Source organism: Nocardia abscessus, assembly GCF_015477775.1.
GTDB lineage: Bacteria > Actinomycetota > Actinomycetes > Mycobacteriales > Mycobacteriaceae > Nocardia > Nocardia abscessus_A.
Genome location: NZ_JADLQO010000005.1, coordinates 132,186 through 149,582, shown reverse-complemented (window position 1 = coordinate 149,582; position 17,397 = coordinate 132,186). Strand labels below are relative to the sequence as shown.

18 protein-coding genes are annotated in these 17,397 nt (G+C 69.7%); 4 read left to right on the top strand and 14 right to left on the bottom strand.

Features of this window, described 5'->3' with window-relative positions:
• Position 1: 1 nt before the first annotated feature.
• From IU450_RS15795 to IU450_RS15775, 5 genes are all read right to left on the bottom strand, one after another.
• Positions 2-937 (bottom strand): TAXI family TRAP transporter solute-binding subunit, encoded by a 936-nt coding sequence (locus IU450_RS15795; RefSeq protein WP_195150544.1) that lies wholly within the window; start codon positions 935-937, stop codon positions 2-4.
• On the bottom strand, positions 934-2,352 hold the full coding sequence (locus IU450_RS15790; RefSeq protein ID WP_195150543.1) for a sensor histidine kinase: 1,419 nt from the start codon (positions 2,350-2,352) through the stop codon (positions 934-936). Before IU450_RS15790 ends, IU450_RS15795 begins: the two co-directional genes overlap by 4 nt.
• 28 nt (positions 2,353-2,380) lie before the next feature.
• Positions 2,381-3,040, bottom strand: a complete 660-nt coding sequence (locus tag IU450_RS15785; protein ID WP_195150542.1) for a response regulator transcription factor — start codon at positions 3,038-3,040, stop codon at positions 2,381-2,383.
• A 46-nt stretch (positions 3,041-3,086) separates the two neighbouring features.
• Positions 3,087-4,493 (bottom strand): MFS transporter, encoded by a 1,407-nt coding sequence (locus IU450_RS15780; RefSeq protein WP_195150541.1) that lies wholly within the window; start codon positions 4,491-4,493, stop codon positions 3,087-3,089.
• Positions 4,494-4,661: 168 nt separating this feature from the next.
• Positions 4,662-5,495 (bottom strand): LLM class F420-dependent oxidoreductase, encoded by an 834-nt coding sequence (locus IU450_RS15775; RefSeq protein WP_195150540.1) that lies wholly within the window; start codon positions 5,493-5,495, stop codon positions 4,662-4,664.
• Between the two features lie 174 nt (positions 5,496-5,669).
• Between IU450_RS15775 and IU450_RS15770 the strand changes: the two genes are divergently transcribed.
• Positions 5,670-6,185: an Hsp20/alpha crystallin family protein gene (locus tag IU450_RS15770; protein WP_324197705.1), complete on the top strand. Its 516-nt coding sequence runs from the start codon at positions 5,670-5,672 to the stop codon at positions 6,183-6,185.
• Positions 6,186-6,237: 52 nt separating this feature from the next.
• On the opposite strand, the gene truA is transcribed toward IU450_RS15770, so the two are convergent.
• From truA to infA, 8 genes are all read right to left on the bottom strand, one after another.
• Entirely contained in the window at positions 6,238-7,107 is an 870-nt protein-coding gene (gene truA, locus IU450_RS15765) for a tRNA pseudouridine(38-40) synthase TruA (protein WP_324197690.1), read from the bottom strand.
• 97 nt (positions 7,108-7,204) lie between these two features.
• A complete protein-coding gene (gene rplQ, locus IU450_RS15760) occupies positions 7,205-7,732 on the bottom strand; it encodes a 50S ribosomal protein L17 (protein WP_195150539.1) in 528 nt (175 codons plus the stop codon).
• A gap of 127 nt (positions 7,733-7,859) precedes the next feature.
• Positions 7,860-8,918, bottom strand: a complete 1,059-nt coding sequence (locus IU450_RS15755; protein ID WP_039796155.1) for a DNA-directed RNA polymerase subunit alpha — start codon at positions 8,916-8,918, stop codon at positions 7,860-7,862.
• Positions 8,919-9,024: 106 nt separating this feature from the next.
• Complete coding sequence (gene rpsD / locus IU450_RS15750) at positions 9,025-9,630, bottom strand: 30S ribosomal protein S4 (protein WP_043719990.1); 606 nt, start codon at positions 9,628-9,630, stop codon at positions 9,025-9,027.
• Between the two features lie 20 nt (positions 9,631-9,650).
• On the bottom strand, positions 9,651-10,064 hold the full coding sequence (gene rpsK / locus IU450_RS15745) for a 30S ribosomal protein S11 (protein WP_014981768.1): 414 nt from the start codon (positions 10,062-10,064) through the stop codon (positions 9,651-9,653).
• Between the two features lie 9 nt (positions 10,065-10,073).
• Entirely contained in the window at positions 10,074-10,445 is a 372-nt protein-coding gene (rpsM, locus tag IU450_RS15740) for a 30S ribosomal protein S13 (RefSeq protein ID WP_043687550.1), read from the bottom strand.
• Positions 10,446-10,693: 248 nt separating this feature from the next.
• The gene (gene rpmJ / locus IU450_RS15735; RefSeq protein WP_011207363.1) at positions 10,694-10,807 is read right to left on the bottom strand and encodes a 50S ribosomal protein L36; all 114 of its coding nucleotides are present in this window, start codon (positions 10,805-10,807) and stop codon (positions 10,694-10,696) included.
• 148 nt (positions 10,808-10,955) lie between these two features.
• Positions 10,956-11,177, bottom strand: a complete 222-nt coding sequence (infA, locus tag IU450_RS15730; RefSeq protein WP_003418601.1) for a translation initiation factor IF-1 — start codon at positions 11,175-11,177, stop codon at positions 10,956-10,958.
• Positions 11,178-11,657: 480 nt separating this feature from the next.
• On the opposite strand from infA, the gene IU450_RS40930 reads away from it, so the two are divergent.
• Positions 11,658-15,236 carry an AAA family ATPase gene (locus tag IU450_RS40930; protein ID WP_324197689.1) on the top strand — a complete coding sequence of 1,193 codons (3,579 nt, stop codon included), beginning with the start codon at positions 11,658-11,660 and terminating at the stop codon, positions 15,234-15,236.
• A 48-nt stretch (positions 15,237-15,284) separates the two neighbouring features.
• Here the strand turns inward: IU450_RS40930 and IU450_RS40925 are convergent, their stop codons facing one another.
• The gene (locus tag IU450_RS40925) at positions 15,285-15,596 is read right to left on the bottom strand and encodes a DUF4254 domain-containing protein (protein ID WP_312884886.1); all 312 of its coding nucleotides are present in this window, start codon (positions 15,594-15,596) and stop codon (positions 15,285-15,287) included.
• Between the two features lie 359 nt (positions 15,597-15,955).
• Here IU450_RS40925 and IU450_RS15715 point away from each other — a divergent pair, with 359 nt between their 5' ends.
• Together IU450_RS15715 and IU450_RS15710 are read left to right on the top strand one after the other, a co-directional pair.
• Positions 15,956-16,759, top strand: a complete 804-nt coding sequence (locus IU450_RS15715; RefSeq protein ID WP_195150537.1) for a GntR family transcriptional regulator — start codon at positions 15,956-15,958, stop codon at positions 16,757-16,759.
• 4 nt (positions 16,760-16,763) lie between these two features.
• Positions 16,764-17,369, top strand: coding sequence for a GNAT family N-acetyltransferase (locus IU450_RS15710; protein WP_195150536.1), 606 nt, complete (start codon positions 16,764-16,766; stop codon positions 17,367-17,369).
• Positions 17,370-17,397 lie beyond the last annotated feature (28 nt).

The following is a 17,397-nucleotide window of genomic DNA, read 5'->3' as shown; positions in this document are numbered from 1 at the left end:
GCTACCCGTGCCAGCGGCGGTAGACCGCGGCCGCACCGGGGTGCAGGGGGATCGAACCGGTGCTGATCAGCGACCGGCCGTCGAGGAACTGGGTGCCCGCCGCCTCGGTGGGCACCAGCGCGTCGGCATGCCGAACCAACAGTTCGACGATCGCGGCGGCCACCTCGTCGGGCATGGTCTCGGCCGCGAGCAATAGATTCGCCACGCCGATGGTGTGCACCGAGGTACCGCCCGGATAGGCGTCCGCGGGGATCGCGACCCGGTCGTACACCGGCCCGAACCACTCCCGCATCGGCGCGGCCAGCTCGCCCATGTCCACCAGCCGCATCCGGCTCGGCACCGCGAGCAGCGCGGTCGGCACACCGCCCGCCCACAGCAGCGCATCCGCCCGGCCCGCGGTCAGGGCGGCCACCGCCTCCGCCAGGGGCCGATGCGAAACCGCCACGTCGACGGCCGGATCCAAGCCCGCGACGCGCAGGATCCGTTCGCCGGTCAGCGCCGCGCCCGACCCTTCCGCACCCAGGCTCACCCGCGTTCCGCGCAGATCCGTGACCGAGCCGATCGGACTGTCCGCGCGCACGACCAGTTGCAGGTAGTTCTCGTAGACCCGGCCCAGCGCCGACACCCGGCCGGGGTTCTCCCGCAGCGAATCCGCGAGCGTCAGCGCGGCATCGACATCACCGCGTGCGAGCAAGTTCAGGTTGTCTTGTGATCCGGAGGTGGGGACCCGCTCGATCCGCACGTCGCCGATGTCCGCGGCGGCGAGGCCGAGCAACCCCGCGAAGGCGTAGTAGAAGCCGCCGACCTCGCCGGAAGCCAGCCGCACCGTCGCGCCCCGGCCGTTGGGGGCGCAACCGGCGATACCCGCCGCGGCGGCCAGCGCGAGGAAGCCCCGTCGGCCGATACCGCGCCGGACGATCGGTTCTCGGCCGGTCATCGCGCCTCCGCCGCAGGCAATCGCACAGTCACAGCGAGGCCCTGGGGATACACCGGCGCCACGGTGAGAGTGCCGCCGCGCGCCTGCGCCAGCGCCGCGGCGATCGGCAGGCCGAGCCCGGAACCGCCGGTCGCGGCCGAGGAGCCGCGGAAGAAACGCGTGGTGAGCTTGTCGATCTCGTCGGGGCGGACGCCCGCACCGTCATCGCGGACGGTCACAGTGACCCAGCCCGGCTCGGTGTCGACGATCAGATCGGCGTGCGCGCCCGCCCCCGCGTAGCGCGTCGCGTTGCTCAGCGGGACGTCGAGCATCTGCGCGAGCACGTCGGCAGGCACCGCCACGTCCGCGCACTCGGCGGGCGTTACCCGCAATCGCTGTCCCGCGGCCTCGAACGCCGAGCACCAGGCGTCGAATCGGTCGGCCACCACCTGCACGGCGTCGCACTGGTCGTCGTCCTCGGCGGTGCGCGCGACGTCGAACGCCGCGGGGGTCTCGGCCACCGCCAGGTCGAGCAGGCCGTCGAGCAGCGCGGTCAGGCGGTCGACCTCGGCGCTCGCGCTGCGAAACGTGCCCGCAGCGCTCGCCGGGATCGCCGGTTCCAGGGAATCGAGCCGGATGGTCAGAGCGGCCAGCGGGTTGCGCATGGCGTGCGCGGTGTCGGCCACCAGCTGGCGCTGCGCGTCCGCCGAATCGGCGACGGCCGCCGCCATGGCGTCGAAGGATTCCGCCAGCGCCCGCATCTCCGGTGGCCCGCCGTACCTACCCGAGATCGAAACCGGAGCGACGGTGTCGGCGCGCGGCTTCGGCAGCGTCGCGGTCAATTCCGCCACACCGTGCGACAGCGCCGCCAGCGGACGCAGCACCCAGCGGCCGATCGTCACCGCCAGCAGCACGAACAGCGCCATCGCGCCGACGCCGCCGAGCACGATCACCGCCCAGGCCCGCGCGATGTCGCCCCGGGCGCGCGCTGTCGACGCCTCGATCACCACGGCGCCGTTCACTTGCACACCGGTGCCGACCGGCCGCGCCACCAGTACGGTCGGCGCGCCCCACGGCGTCAGCTTGTCCACCGCGTGCGGGCGCTGATTGCGCCGTGCGGCCACCACCGCGGCGGCGATGCCGGGATCGTTCACGTCCGCGCCCGCGTTCACCGTCGCCGCGCCTCTCGCGTCGACCACCAGCACGTTCTCGCCGTACAGCTCGTGATAGCGCAGTACCTCGTCGGATAGGGCGCGGCTGTCCCGCGCCGTGACCGCGTCGTCGGCGAGGGTGGCGAAGCGGTCGGCGTCCCCGGAGCGCGCGAGCACCAGCTGCTGGGTGCGGTTGGTCGCGATGGTCAGCGAGAGCGGCACCGCGAACGCCAGCACCGCGATGGCAGCGAACAGCGTCAGCGCGACGAGCAAGCGACGCCGCATGGCACACCTCCGGCCCTTCGGCCCGCGCTCACTGCCCCCACCGATATCCGTACCCGCGAATGGTGGTGATCAGGCCGGGCCGATTCAGCTTCGCCCGCAAGCCCGCCATGTGCACGTCCAGCGAACGCGAGACCGCGACGAAAGCGTCGCCCCAGATGCGATCCATCAGCAGCTGGCGGCTCACCGCCGCGCCCGGCCGTTCCACCAGCGCCTCGACCAGCTCGAACTCCTTCTGGGTCAGCGACACCGGCGCACCGGCGACCTCGACCACGCGGGCGCCCAGATCGACCCGCACGTCCCCGGTGACGACCACCGACGGCGCGTGCTGAGCGGCGGCCGCCGCCCGCCTTGCCACCGTCTCCAGTCGCGCGACCAGCTCCGCGATCCGCGGCGGCTTCACCAGATAGTCGTCGGCGCCGCCGCGCAGACCGCGCACGATGGAGCGTTCGTCGCTGCGCGCGGTCAGGATGAGCACCGGAACCGAACTCACCTCGCGCAGTCTGCGCAGCACTTGGAGACCGTCGCCGTCGGGCAGTCCGAGGTCGAGCACGACCGCGTCGTAAGCGCGATGCGCGATCAGCAGATCCGCGCCGCGGCGCATGCGTTCGGCGCGGTAACCGCGGGCGTTGAGCGCCTCGACCAGCGCGTCTCCCACGCCGTCGTCGTCCTCGACCACCGCAAGCCGCACGCGCCGATCCTCCCACAATGGGCGGACCGGCGCGTGTGCCGGGCGGTCAGTCACGCAGGGTGACCAACGGCCGTCCCGGCTCGGCCGCCGCGGCGCCGGACCCGGTATCGGCGCCCGCGGCGAGTTCATCCGCGTCGATCGTCGACGAGGCGGAGGTCTCCCGCATGAAGTAGTAGGTGACCAGCGAGATGGCGATGCATCCGGCGACGTACCAGAAGTACAGCGACTCGTGGCCCGCCTTCTTCAGCGCCAGCGCGATCGTCTCCGCGGTGCCGCCGAAGATGGCGACGGTCAGGGCGTAGGGCAGCCCGACGCCGAGCGCGCGGATCTTCGTCGGGAAAAGCTCGGCCTTCACGATCGCGTTGATCGAGGTATAGCCAGTGATGATCACCAGAGCCCCCATCATCAGCCCCCACGCAGCGACCGGATCGGTGGTGCGCGCGAGCACCGTCATGATGGGCACGGTCAACAGGGTGCCCGCCACGCCGAAGAAGATCAGCAGCTTGCGCCGTCCCACCCGGTCCGACAGCGCGCCCGCCAGCGGCTGCAACACCACGAAGACCAGCAGCGCGACGAAGTTGATCCAGGCGACGGTGGACTTGGAAATGCCGGAGGTGTTGATCATGAACTTCTGCATGTAGGTCGTATAGGTGTAGAACGCGACGGTTCCGCCCAGCGTCAACCCCACGACCAGCAGGCATTCCCGGGGGTACTGCAACAGGATCCGCAGCGAGCCACGCGACTGCGGCGCACCGGAAGTCGCGCCCTTCGCGTCCTGCTTCGCCGCCCGGCCGGACTCGGCGCGGAACTGCTCGGATTCGTCCATGCCGCGTCGCAGCCACATCACGATCAGCGCACCGGCAGCGCCGATCACGAACGGGATTCGCCAGCCCCAGGCGTTCATCTGGTCGGCGTCGAGGAACTGCTGCAGCACGATCTGCACCCCGAGCGCGACGAGCTGGCCGGCCACCAGGGTCACGTACTGGAAACTCGAGTAGAACCCGCGCTTGCCCGCCGAGGCCACCTCGGACAGATACGTCGCGCTGGTGGCGTATTCACCGCCGACCGATAGACCTTGCAGCAGCCGGGCCACCAGCAGCAGAGCCGGAGCGGCCAGGCCGATGGTCTGGTAGCCGGGCGTCAGCGCGATCATCAGCGAACCGGCCGCCATGACGGTCACCGACAGCGTCAGGGCCGAGCGCCTGCCGAACCGGTCGGCGTACCGGCCCAGTGCCCAACCGCCGATCGGGCGCATCAGGAAGCCGACCGCGAACACGGCGGCGGTGGACAACAGCTGCGCCGTCGGATCGTTCTCGGGGAAGAACGTCTTCGCGAAGTACACGCTGAACGCGGCGTAGACGTACCAGTCGTACCACTCGACGAGATTGCCGATGGATCCGCGCAGAACGTTCGCGACCACCCGGCGCTCATTCACGGGCTGTGTCGTAGTCACAAGATCTCCTCCTCCGACGCCTCATCACGTCGTCGCAGATCAGTGTGTCGGCAGTCACAAGCTCGCGGAACGGCTCTCGATGCTTCCTAACAGTCCCTTAGGACGATCACCACGAACGGCTCCGGCCCCCGGCAGCAGCCGGGGGCCGGGGGGTGCGCGCGGAATCGATCAGGAGCGCGTGGTCAGCAGCGGCGCGAGGGTGCGCAGCGCCGGGAGGTAGTTGTCGCCGAGGATCTGCACCGCGACGTGGCCTGCGCCCGCATCCAGGTGCTCGGACAGCCGGGCGGCGATCCGCTCCGGCGTACCGTGCGCGACCACGGCGTCGAACAGCCGGTCGGTGGGCGGGACGGCGAGGTCGGCATCGGTGAAACCGAACCGGCGCAGGTTCGACACGTAGTTGGTCAGGCCGAGGTAGAACCCGACGGTCTGGTCGGCGACGGCGTGCGCCGTTTGGGCGTCGTCGGTCAGCACCACCTTGTGCTCGGTCGCCAGCAGCGCGTCCGGGCCGACGATCTCGCGGGCCTTCGCGGTGTGCGCGGCGGGTACGAAGTAGGGCAGCGCGCCCAGGGACCGCTCGGCGGCCAGCTTCAGCACGCGCGGGCCGAGCGCGGCCACCGCGCGGCGCTCGGCGGGCACGCCCGCGGCGTCGAGGTCGTCGAGATACTCGACCAGCGCGTCGTAGGGCTTGCGGTACTCACCGGTGTGCTCGGGATGGCCCGCGCCGATGCCCAGCAGGAACCGGCCGGGGAAGCGCGCCTCGATCCGATGGAACGAGTCGGCGACCTCCTTCGCGGGCGCCGCCCAGATGTTCACGATGCTGGTGGCCACGGTGATCGTTTCGGTCGCCTCCAGCAGCGGTTCGACCACTGCCAGATCCGCCGGGGGCGAGGCCCCCAACCACAGCGCACCGTACCCCAGCTGCTCCAATTCCCGTGCGTCCTCCGGGCTGAACCCGTTGTACGCCCGCCACACTCCGAACCGTCCGAGACTGTCGAATGCCATGTTCCGAGCCAACACGTGCCTGCGGGCGGCTATTCCGGCTCGGCGGATCCCGGCCTTCTTCGACCCGTCAGGTCGATGCCGTTCCGAGCGAGGAGGGCTACCGTGGCGATTGCACAGCTATCGGCGCCCGCCGCCGTGGCGGGCGTCGCCACTAGCGAGATGGAGGTGATCACTGTGCTCAGATTCGATCCATTCCATGACATCGACGCCGTCGCCCGGCAATTGCTCGGTGAAAGCGCAGGAACCGCTCGCGCACCCCGATTCATGCCGATGGATCTGTTCAAAGCGGGTGATCACTACGTCCTGAACGCGGACCTGCCCGGTGTCGACCCCGGCTCGATCGATGTCAGCGTCGACAACGGCACGCTCACCCTGCGGGCGCAACGCACCGTGCCGAGCGAGGAAGGCGTCCAGTGGATCGCCTCGGAACGCTTCGCCGGCACCTTCATGCGCCAGCTGTCGCTCGGCGAGAACGTCGACGTCGACAACATCAACGCCACCTACAACAACGGCGTGCTGTCGGTGACGATCCCGATCGCGGAGCGCGCCATGCCGCGCCGCATCCAGATCTCCGGGGCGTCCCAGGAGCCGAGGACGATCGAAGCGCAGACGAGGCAGTCCGAACAGTTGTCGCCGACGCAGCAGGAACAGCAGGGCGCGCAGCAGCAGTACCCGCAGTCCTCGAAGTGACCGCGTCGCTACCCGCACCCCGCGCACGGTGCGGGTAGCGCCGGGAACAGTCTCAGTCGCCGCAGCAACCCGTGTCCGGGACCGGCACCGACCGCATCTCCCGCGTCTGCGCGTTGCGGGCGGCGAGTTCCCCGTCGGCCGGATAGTCGACGCCGATCAGGCTCAAGCCGTGTGCGGGAGCGACGGTGACCGAGCTGGAGCGCTCCGTCTCCCGCAACAGGTCGGCGACCCATTCCACAGTGCGTCGCCCCTCGCCGACGGCGAGGACCGCGCCGACCAGACTGCGGACCATCGACCAGCAGAACGCGTCGGCGCTGACGTAGGCCACGAGCAGGTCGCCATCGCGCGCCCAGTCGAAGCGCTGCAACTCGCGAACCGTCGTCGCGCCCTCTCTGCGTCGGCAGAACGCGGCGAAATCGTGCAGCCCCAGCAGTTTTCGCGCAGCAGCGCGCATGGCCTCGACATCGACGCCGGACCGGCAGGCGACCACACTACGGGCTTGCAGCGGCTCCGCTCCGTACGGCGCGGTGGTCAGTCGATAAGCATAGTGGCGGCGGACAGCGGAGAACCGGGCGTCGAACTCGGGCGCGGCCAGGCGCGCGTCCTTGATCCGCACGTCCTTCGGCAGGAATCGCGCCATCCGGTGCACCAGTTTTCCCGCATCCAGGTCCCCGGCGGTGTCGAAATGCGCGACCTGCGCCTCCGCGTGGACACCCGCGTCCGTTCGACCCGCCACGGTCAGCTGGATCGGCTCGCGGAACACCTTGCTCAGCGAGTCCTCCAGCACTCCCTGCACGGTGCGCAGCCCCGGTTGACGTGCCCAGCCGATGAAATCCGTGCCGTCGTAGGCGATGTCCAGCCGCACCCGCGACACCCCGGTCCCGGGCTCGCCCTCGCGCGGCCGGTCCGCACTCGATCCCACCGATTCCTCCACGGTCACATGATCCTCTGGTCGAAACGAACGAGCCCGCCGACCCAGTGCGGGTGGCGGGCTCGTACGCGAACTCCGACGCTCAGCGTCAGGCGTCCTTCTTGTCCTCGGCAGCCTCGTCGGCAGCAGGAGCCTCGGCCTCGGCGGTCTCGGTGTCGGCCGCTTCGGCCTTCTCCTCGACGACCTCGGCGGCCGGAGTCTCCTCCGCCTTCTTCGACGCGGCCACGCGACGGGCGCGATCGGCCTCGTTGGTCACGGTCTTCTCCCGGACCAGCTCGATGATCGCCATCGGCGCGTTGTCACCCTTACGCGGCAGCGTCTTGGTGATGCGGGTGTAGCCACCCTCGCGTCCCTCGAACGACGGGCCGATCTGCGCGAACAGTTCGTGCACGACGTCCTTGTTGCGGATGACCCGCAGCACCTCGCGACGGTCGGCGAGAGTGCCGCCCTTCGCCTTGGTGATCAGCTTCTCCGCGTAGGGGCGCACGGCCTTGGCCTTGGCCTCGGTGGTGGTGATCCGGCCGTGCTCGAAGAGCGCCGTCGCCAGATTGGCGAAGATCGCCTTCTGGTGCGACGCCGACCCACCGAAGCGGGCACCCTTCTTGGGCTTGGGCATTGTGGTGTTCTCCTGTGTGTCTTTTGCGGCGCTCCCGGCGCCCTGCGTGGTTACGCTCTGCTACCGCCTCCGGGCGCGTCGCTCACGCCGCGGGTACGAGGCCGGCCGGGGCGCCTACCCCGGCGGCCTAGAGCTGTTCGGTCTCGGCGTAGTCCTGCTCGCCGCCATCGGTGTCACTGAACGTGCCGCTGTCGCTCCACGTGCCGGTGCTCGCGTCGTAGCCGACCACGCTGGACGGATCGAACGACGCCGGGCTGTCCTTCAGCGAGAGGCCGAGCGCGTGCAGCTTGACCTTGACCTCGTCGATGGACTTCTGGCCGAAGTTGCGAATGTCCAGCAGATCCGACTCGGTGCGGGCCACCAACTCGCCCACGGTGTGCACACCCTCGCGCTTGAGGCAGTTGTAGGACCGGACGGTGAGGTCCAGGTCCTCGATCGGCAGACCGAACGAGGCGATGTGATCCGCCTCGGCCGGCGAGGGGCCGATCTCGATGCCTTCGGCTTCGACGTTCAGCTCACGGGCCAGGCCGAAGAGCTCGACCAGGGTCTTGCCCGCCGAGGCGAGCGCGTCCCGCGCGCTGATGGAGTTCTTGGTCTCCACGTCCAGGATGAGCCGGTCGAAGTCGGTGCGCTGCTCGACGCGGGTGGCCTCGACTTTGTAGGTCACCTTGAGCACCGGCGAGTAGATCGAATCCACCGGGATCCGGCCGATTTCCGCACCGGAGGCCTTGTTCTGCACGGCGGGGACGTAGCCGCGACCGCGCTCGACGACGAGCTCGATCTCCAGCTTGCCCTTGTCGTTCAAGGTCGCGATGTGCATGTCCGGGTTGTGCACCACGACGCCGCTGGGCGGGACGATGTCACCGGCGGTGACGGTGCCCGGGCCCTGCTTGCGCACGTACATCGTGACCGGCTCGTCCTCCTCCGAGGACACGACCAGACCCTTGAGGTTCAGGATGATGTCGGTGACATCCTCCTTCACGCCGGGAACGGTGGTGAACTCGTGCAGGACGCCGTCGATGCGGATGCTCGTGACCGCGGCCCCCGGAATCGAGGACAGCAGGGTACGCCGCAGCGAGTTGCCGAGGGTGTAACCGAAGCCCGGCTCGAGCGGTTCGATGGTGAACTTCGAGCGGTTCTCGGCGACGACCTCTTCGGTCAGCGTCGGACGCTGTGAAATCAGCATTTGGATCATCCTCCTTTTTGGGCGCCCGCTATTTGACGCCTCGTCTCAGGGGTTGTGCGTGGCCGCCCATCCAGAGCGACCACGCACCAGCAGCACGTGTGCCGTGTTACTTCGAGTAGTACTCGACGATCAGCTGTTCCTGCAGTGGCACATCGATCTGGGCGCGCTCGGGCAACTGGTGGACCAGGATCCGCAGCCGGCCCGGGATCACCTGCAGCCAGCCCGGAACCGGGCGGTCGCCGACGGTCTCGCGCGCCACCTGGAACGGCAGGGTGCCCAGCGACTTCTCCTTGACATCGATGATGTCGTACTGGGTGACCTGGAAGCTGGGAACGTCCACCTTCTTGTTGTTCACCAGGAAGTGGCCGTGGGAGACCAGCTGGCGGGCCTGCCTGCGGGTACGGGCCAGACCGGCGCGGTACACCACGTTGTCCAGCCGGGTCTCGAGCAGACGCAGCAGGTTGTCACCGGTCTTGCCCTTGAGGCGGTTGGCCTCCTCGTAGTACCGGCGGAACTGCTTCTCCATGACGCCGTAGGAGAAGCGGGCCTTCTGCTTCTCCTGCAGCTGGAGCAGGTACTCGCTCTCCTTGATCCGCGCGCGGCCGTGCTGGCCGGGCGGGTAGGGGCGACGCTCGAACGCCTGGTCGCCTCCGACGAGGTCGACGCGCAGACGACGCGACTTGCGGGTGATAGGGCCTGTGTAACGAGCCATTGTTCGCTATTCCTTTCCCGCTAGACGCGACGCCGCTTGGGCGGACGGCAGCCGTTGTGGGGCTGCGGGGTGACATCGGAGATCGTGCCCACCTCGAGGCCCGCGGCCTGCAGCGAGCGGATCGCGGTCTCGCGGCCCGAACCGGGGCCCTTCACGAACACGTCGACCTTCTTGACGCCGTTCTCCTGCGCCTTGCGGGCGGCGTTCTCGGCGGCGAGCTGCGCGGCGAACGGGGTCGACTTGCGCGAACCCTTGAAGCCGACGTGACCCGACGACGCCCAGGAGATGACGTTGCCGTTCGGGTCGGTGATCGACACGATCGTGTTGTTGAACGTGCTCTTGATGTGCGCGTGGCCGTGCGGGACGTTCTTCTTTTCCCGGCGACGCGACTTCTGGGTCTTCTTGGGGCCGGAGGCCCGGGACTTCGGAGGCATCGGTTATCCCTACTTCTTCTTGCCGGCGACGGTGCGCTTCGGGCCCTTGCGGGTGCGCGCGTTGGTCTTGGTGCGCTGGCCACGGACGGGCAGGCCACGACGGTGGCGCAGGCCCTGGTAGCAGCCGATCTCGATCTTGCGGCGAATATCGGCCTGCACCTCGCGGCGCAGGTCACCCTCGACCTTGAACTCCGAAGCCTCGATGTAGTCACGCAGCTTCGTCAGATCGTCGTCGCTGAGATCCTTCGAACGCAGGTCCGGGCTGACGCCGGTGGCCTCGAGGATCTCCTGGGAGCGGGTACGGCCAATGCCGAAAATGTAGGTCAGTGCGATCTCCATGCGCTTCTCGCGCGGGAGGTCGACGCCCATGAGACGTGCCATCTGGCAGTTTCCTTAATCGTTGCGGAGGTCTGCTCCCTGTCCGTCCCCTCGTCTTGGTGGGGCACCGGCCTCCGAACCGGTGGTAGGCGCGCACGCCCAGGGCGAACCCTGATTTCCGCAGCGTGCGGCTGGTGCTGGGAGTTCTTCTTGCCAATCCGAACTGCGGTTCGGTGCTTGGCTGGTGTCGCGTCGAGCGGCGCCTTCGGCAAGCCTCGGGCGGGTGGGGACGAGGTCTCCCTCGCCTCCGCTCAGCCCTGGCGCTGCTTGTGGCGCAGGTTGTCGCAGATCACCATGACCCGGCCGTGACGGCGGATCACCTTGCACTTCTCGCAGATCTTCTTGACGCTCGGCTGAACCTTCACGTCCGTCCAATCTGTTGTGGTTCACAGGGGTGTGAACACAGTTTTTCCCCAGTCGGCGACTGGGGAAGCTCTGTAGTGAGTCTTTCGACTCGGCCCCGGCTCACGCCGGAGCTGCCGGTCCGCACCGACCCGATCGCAGCGGGCGCGATCACTTGTAGCGGTACACGATCCGGCCGCGCGACAGGTCGTAGGGCGAGAGCTCGACGACCACACGGTCTTCGGGGAGGATACGAATGTAGTGCTGCCGCATCTTCCCGCTGATGTGCGCGAGAACCTTGTGCCCGTTCTCGAGCTCGATCCGGAACATCGCATTGGGCAGCGGCTCGACAACTCGACCCTCGACCTCGATGGCCCCGTCCTTCTTCGCCATGTCCTCCGCGATCCCGGTTACGCTCAACCTGGTTTGTTTGCCTGGTCTGCCCGGATCGACCGGCCGCTGGAGCGGACCGCTCGCACACGAACAGGCGGCGCATAGGTGCACCGCCGCTCCAGCTTACCGATCAGTTCCGGATCGGGCAAAAATGCCTCCCTGTATACCCGCGTCGCCAGGGGTTTCGCAGCCGCCTTCCCACCTGTGGCGGGGGTCCGGTCCTGGGCCACGACGACGGCGGGTTGTCGCGTAAACTGGCCGCTGTCCAGGTATTTGGGTCGACAGATCGAGGGGGATGCGTGAGCCGGCGAAGCGAGCGAGGCACCGGCGCGGCGCCCTTGGTCACGGCCGAAGCTAGCGGCAGGGAGGCGAGGCCGTGAGTAAGCGTAGCGAGCGAGTCACCGGCAGAGCACCCCGCACCAGGACCCAGCCGAGCGGCAGTACGCACACGACGGAGCCGAGCGGCAGCGAGGGGACGTCGTGAGCCGTAGTAACGACGGCCTGCCGATGCTGCCGCCGTGGCTGTCCGAGAGCGAGGTCACCCAGAGCGGGTACGAGGCGCCGGTACAGAATCTCCCGCACGACGAACTGATCGAGGAATCCTCCGGCCGCAGACGCGGCCGGTTCAAGAACCGGTCCCCCGAAGCGGACCGCCCGGAGGCCGCGCGTCCCGAGAAGCGCCGCAAGGGCTGGCGCAGGGACAAGCACGAGGGGCCCGCCGAGGACGACCGAAGGCCGAGCGAGACCGGCCGCGCACCCGGGCCGGACGTGCCCGGTCAGCATCCGCCCGCCGCCTGGGGGCAGCAGCCCGGCTACGACCACACCCCGCCCGTTCAGGAAAGCGCGCCGCCTGCGCAGGACAGCGCTTGGGCGGCGCCGCCCCAGCGCAACGCCCTTCCGCAGTCCAGCCTGCCCACCCGCAACCCCTCGCAACCCTCACCCGGGTTCCAGCCGCTGGGCAGCAGGGTCGCGGAGCAGCCCGGTGCTCAGCATGCGCCCGCGCAGCACCGCAGGCCCGATCTGCCGCCCCCACCGCCGCTGCCCGACCCACCCCGGCAAGCGGTCGAGGAGCGACCGGCCCCGGCCCCGCACGAGGAACCCGCCCGGTCGCCGCAGAGTGAGAGCGGCCCCGGCCAGGCCACCGGGACCGGCCGACCGCCGTTCGCTCCGCAACCCGGCGGGTGGCCGTCCACCGGTAACCCTCGGCTCGACGCCGCGCTGTCGGCGGTGCGCCCGAGCCAGTGGCCGGGCACGCTTCCGCCCGGGCAGCAGACCTCGCCGCCCAGCAGTGGCCAGCCCGTCGCACCGCCGACGAGCCCGAATCCGGGATGGCTTGCGGGTGCCGACACCGCGGCGCCGACCGCCGGTGACAGGTCCGCGCAACCGCCCCACGGCGGACAACCCACCGCACCCGCGCCGGGCACCGATCCGGCGGCGCGACAGAGCACGGACTCGACGTCGCCGACCGCCGCGCCGTCGACCGGCGCCGATCCGGCAGCCCGCACCGGCGCCGTACCATCGGCCACCACCGGCCCGGCCCACGCGGCGGCGCAAGGGAGTGACCTGCCGACCGGCACGGGTTCGACTCCGGCCGGGGAGCACTCGGGAATCCCGATCGACGACCGGGCACGGGAGCACCACGATCCCGCCGCGCCCAGCAGCGAAAGCCCGGCTGTCGGCAGCGACGGTGCGGTCCGGCAGGCGGGAAGCCACCAAGCCGCCCCGGACGCGTCGGCAGATGTGGCGTCCGGTCACCGGCCCACTCCGGGAGCCACCGGAATCACGCCGTCGATCGAGGCACAGCCCACGGACGCGGGCCCCACGCCCGAAGCGGGCGGTCGACTCGCCTTCGGTCAACCGTGGCCGGCCGCCTTCGGTCCGGATGAACCGTCCGCGGGGTCCGATGCCGGTTCTGCCGCGCCGCAGGCCGGGGACGCCCCAGCACCGGCTCGGCACGATCAGCCCGCGACGCCGACCGATCCCGCGACCGGCACCGGCACCGGCACCGGCACCGAGGGTCCGCCGCCTTGGCTCGCCGGACCACGGCCCGAGGACGCCGAGGCATCCACGACGGGTGCGCCGCGCCGTCTCCCGCCGCTGCCCGACCCGCCCGCGCCTCACGAGCGGCCGGACCGGGGTGTAACCGGCACGCAGACACCGTCGCACGACGAGCAGCGCCTGTCGCCCCGCGGCGGGGACGGTCCCCCGCCCTGGCTCGGTCACACCGCGCCGGAGCAGGCAGCTCGGCCCAGCGCACCCGGACTTCCACTCGCGCCGAACGCGACTGCGGCCCAGGGTGTTCAGACGCCCACCGACCCGGCGCAGGAACAGCGATCGACGTCGGCCGCTCGGCCGACGGAGAGCGGCGCTACCGGAACGCCTGCCGCTGCATCCACGCCCGGTCCGCAGGCAGGACAGAGCGGGGTCGGTCCGGTGCCGCCCGTACCCGGCAACGCCTTTGCCGCGGGTGGACCGGCTGCTGTGCAGCCCACCCAAGCCTCCGGACAGCCCTTCCCTGCCGTGCCGGCGAATCCGCTCGAGTCGCAACGGGATCCCGGCGCGGCGTCGGGCTGGACCGCCGCCGCCGTAGCCGGTGGCGCGGCCGCGCGACCGATCGGTGGACGACACCGGCTGCCTGCCGAGCCGAACGCGCCGGTCGATCCTCCGGCATCCGCCGCGCCGACACCGGATTTCGACCAGGTACCGGTACCTCAACAGCGGCCCGCCCCCGCCCACAACGAGCCGGGCATTCCGCGGCCCGCTCCGTACGCCGCGAGCGGCGAGCACGCCGGATTCTCACCGCAGTTCGCGGGCGGGCAGGCGCCGGGTTCCGAAACGCAGGCCCCGTCCGACCAGTGGGCCACCACGGGACACCCGGGCGCAGCAGCGATCGGCCCCGATGGCCGTCCGGCTCAGTTCGCCGGCGGTCCCGCTCCCGTCGAGCAGCCCGCGGACCAGTGGCGCAGCGTCGCCGAGCGGAACTCCGCGCCCGAATCCGGTCAGGTAGCACCGCATTCCGCGCCACCACCGCAGCACCCCGAACCCCAGAACTACGGGCAACCAGGCGGTCAGCAGTGGGGCACGCCGCCGGGCTACGCGCAACCGCAGGCCCAGCAGCCGGGCGGCCAGTTCCAGCCTTCACTGGACAACGTGCCGATGCGCCGGGCCAAGCGCGCGCCCGGATCCGGGTGGCGCAAGGCCGTGCATCATGTGTCCGGCGGCGCGATCAACCCCGGTATGTCCGCCGAGGAACGCAGGCTGCAGGAACTGGTCGCGCGGATCAGGCAGCCGGTGCGCGGTGACTACCGGATCGCGGTGCTCTCGCTCAAGGGCGGTGTCGGAAAGACCACCACCACAATGGGTATCGGCTCGATCTTCGCCTCCATCCGGGGCGACCGGGTGATCGCGGTGGACGCCAATCCCGACTTCGGCACGCTGTCGCAGCGGGTGCCGTTGCAGACCAGGTCCACCGTGCGCGATCTGCTCCTCGACTCGTCCATCCAGCGCTATTCGGACGTGCGCAGGCACACCTCGCAGGCAACGAGCCGCTTGGAAGTGCTGGCCAGCGAACGTGATCCGGCCGCGTCGGAGGCATTCAGCGAAGAGGAGTACCGCGCGGTCGCCCGGATCCTGCAGCGGTTCTACAACATCATCCTCACCGACTGCGGTACCGGACTGATGCATTCGGCCATGTCCGGTGTGCTGGATCTGGCGCACTCGCTGGTGCTGATCTCCTCCCCCGCGATCGACGGAGCCCGCAGTGCCGCAGCGACTTTGGACTGGTTGTCGCTGCACGGGCACGACCACTTGGTGCGCAACGCGGTGGTGGTGATCAACTCGCCGCGGGCCGGATCGCCGAATGTCGGTATCCAGCAGCTACGGGAGTACTTCCTGTCCCGGTGCCGCGCCGTGCACATCATCCCGTTCGACGCGCACATGTCCGAGGGCGCCGAGATCGATCTGCACCGGCTGCACAAGCAGACCAAGCGGGCCTACGTCGAACTGGCCGCGACCGTCGCCGACGACTTCGCCACCGATCACCGCCGGTACCGTCCCTGACACCCGCCGGGCCGTGGCCCGGCGGGCAAGGGCGAGCGGATCAGCCGCTCACCACTCGGGCAGACGCCGCCTGCCCGCCATGACGTCGCGCACGAGATCGTCGTAGGCGTCCGCGAGTTCGGCGAGATGGTGCCACGCGTTGTGCAACAACTCGTCGTGTGCGTCGAGAGTCATCAAGGCGTGGTGCGCGCGCACGGACGACTCGGCGAGGCGGTCGATCACCGCACCCACCGTTTCGGTGTGCAACGTGGCGCCGAGCCGATGCTGCGGCACGCTGCGCATCACCCAGTCGTCGATGGCCATCACCAATTCGACTCTGCGACGCTCGATTTCGCGGATCACCGCCACGGCGGTGTCCACCGAACCACCGCGGCCGACCAAGCGGCGCTCATGTAGCACTGCCAGATCACGAGCGAACCACAGAAGCGGACCACCGACCACGCGGTGCCCGCGACACGCCCGAACCAATAGGTCGGACGTGGGAAGCAATCCCGATGCCGAAGAGCGCACCGAAGGATCGACACACCTGGATGTGCCTGGGGGGGCCATTACGACCGTTGTATCCGAACCTGCCACGTTGCCTCGCCGTCATCGCCGCACAACACCGGATCAGGACGTTCATTACAATAAACCTCTGAAGGCCCCTGTCAAGCGTTACCCGGCCGTAGGGAGTCACGAAGAGTACACTTCGTTACCTGCACGACCAACCGAGGAGCAAGATGGCGGACGGTCCGACGTATCACCGGATCGCAGACCTCCTCCGCGAGGAGATCCGCGCAGCCAAGTGGAAGCCGGGCGATCGTCTGCCCAGTCATTCCGAGCTCGCCGATCAAATGCAGGTCTCGATCACCACCGCTCGCAACGCGATCCAGGTTCTGGTGACCGAAAATCTGGTCTATACAGCTACTTCCCGCGGGACGATCGTTCGAAACCAAGAAGTGCTCGAATCCGTTGTGACCGACTCTATCCGCCCCGACCGGCCGCAGACCCCGCACGACATCTTCGTGGAGATCGCGCGGGCCGCGAACCGGGAGCCGTCGAAGGAGTTCAGCGCGAAGATGGAGCCGGCCAGTCCCGAGGTCGCGTCTTGGCTGGGTGTCCCCCCGGATTCCTGGGTGCTGGCCAGGACCGTGGTCCAGTATCTCGACAACGAACCGTGGTCGTGGGAGGTCAGCTTCTATCCTCGGGATCTGGCCGAGGCCACGGGAATCGACTCCCCGCACGACATTCCGGAGGGCACCACCCGCCGCCTCGCCGACCGCGGCCATGCCGAGACCGCGCACCGCGACACGCTGGTCGCCCGGCCCGCGAACGCGGAGGAAGCCCTGGTGCTCGGCGTCGCCACCGGCACCATCCTGCTCGATCATCTGCGCATCGGGGCGACCCACACCCGAGTCACCCGGGCCACCCGGCATCGCTCGCTCGCCACCGGCAACCGCCTCGCCTACGAGCTCGGCGACGCCGAAGGCACCGCGGTCATCCGGACCACGCTCGCCGACTCGCCCGGGTCCGGTCCGGCCTAGCCCCATGACGATCGCGCTCCGTCAGGCAACAGTGGGCGATCTCGGCATGATCTGCCGTCTGCGCGTGCAGCGCACGGCGTGGCTCACCGCGCGTGGGTCCGACCAGTGGACGGTCGCCGGGCGCGGCCTGCCCATCGAGATCTTCGCCCGCGCCGTCGGACACTCGCTGGACGCGGGCGAGACCTGGATCGCCGAGGTCGCGGGCGAGCCCGCGGGGACCATCACGGTCAACGACCGCGCCGATGCCGGTCTGTGGTCGCGGTGGGAACTCGACGATTCGGTGATCGTCCATTTCATGATCGTCGACCTGCGCTTCGCGGGCCAGCGCGTGGGCCATCGCATGCTCGCCCACGCGGGAATGCTTGCCCGCCACCAGCAACGCGGGTGGGTGCGGCTGGACGCCTGGACCACCAATACCGACCTGCACGACTACTATCGCTCGGCGGGATTCCGGATGGTCCGCGTCGCGGGGCCGCTCGTGCTGGGTCCGTCGCGCGCGCTGTTCGAGCGACGGGTCGACAGCTGGGAGCCCGAACTGCCCGTTCCGGTCCCGGCGGTCGTGCGCTCGGCTGCCTCGGCGATGTTGCGACCACCGCAGCCGAACAACTGACGCCCGCCACAGCGGATCGTGAGTAGAC

Coding starts and splice junctions, on each gene's coding strand:
- rplQ (WP_195150539.1), bottom strand. CDS start 7,732: ATGCCCAAGCCCAAGAAGGGTGCCCGCTTCGGTGGGTCGGCGTCGCAC.
- IU450_RS15795 (WP_195150544.1), bottom strand. CDS start 937: ATGACCGGCCGAGAACCGATCGTCCGGCGCGGTATCGGCCGACGGGGC.
- IU450_RS15790 (WP_195150543.1), bottom strand. CDS start 2,352: ATGCGGCGTCGCTTGCTCGTCGCGCTGACGCTGTTCGCTGCCATCGCG.
- rpsM (WP_043687550.1), bottom strand. CDS start 10,445: ATGGCACGTCTCATGGGCGTCGACCTCCCGCGCGAGAAGCGCATGGAG.
- rpsK (WP_014981768.1), bottom strand. CDS start 10,064: ATGCCTCCGAAGTCCCGGGCCTCCGGCCCCAAGAAGACCCAGAAGTCG.
- infA (WP_003418601.1), bottom strand. CDS start 11,177: ATGGCGAAGAAGGACGGGGCCATCGAGGTCGAGGGTCGAGTTGTCGAG.
- IU450_RS15775 (WP_195150540.1), bottom strand. CDS start 5,495: ATGGCATTCGACAGTCTCGGACGGTTCGGAGTGTGGCGGGCGTACAAC.
- IU450_RS15755 (WP_039796155.1), bottom strand. CDS start 8,918: ATGCTGATTTCACAGCGTCCGACGCTGACCGAAGAGGTCGTCGCCGAG.
- IU450_RS15715 (WP_195150537.1), top strand. CDS start 15,956: ATGGCGGACGGTCCGACGTATCACCGGATCGCAGACCTCCTCCGCGAG.
- IU450_RS15710 (WP_195150536.1), top strand. CDS start 16,764: ATGACGATCGCGCTCCGTCAGGCAACAGTGGGCGATCTCGGCATGATC.
- rpsD (WP_043719990.1), bottom strand. CDS start 9,630: ATGGCTCGTTACACAGGCCCTATCACCCGCAAGTCGCGTCGTCTGCGC.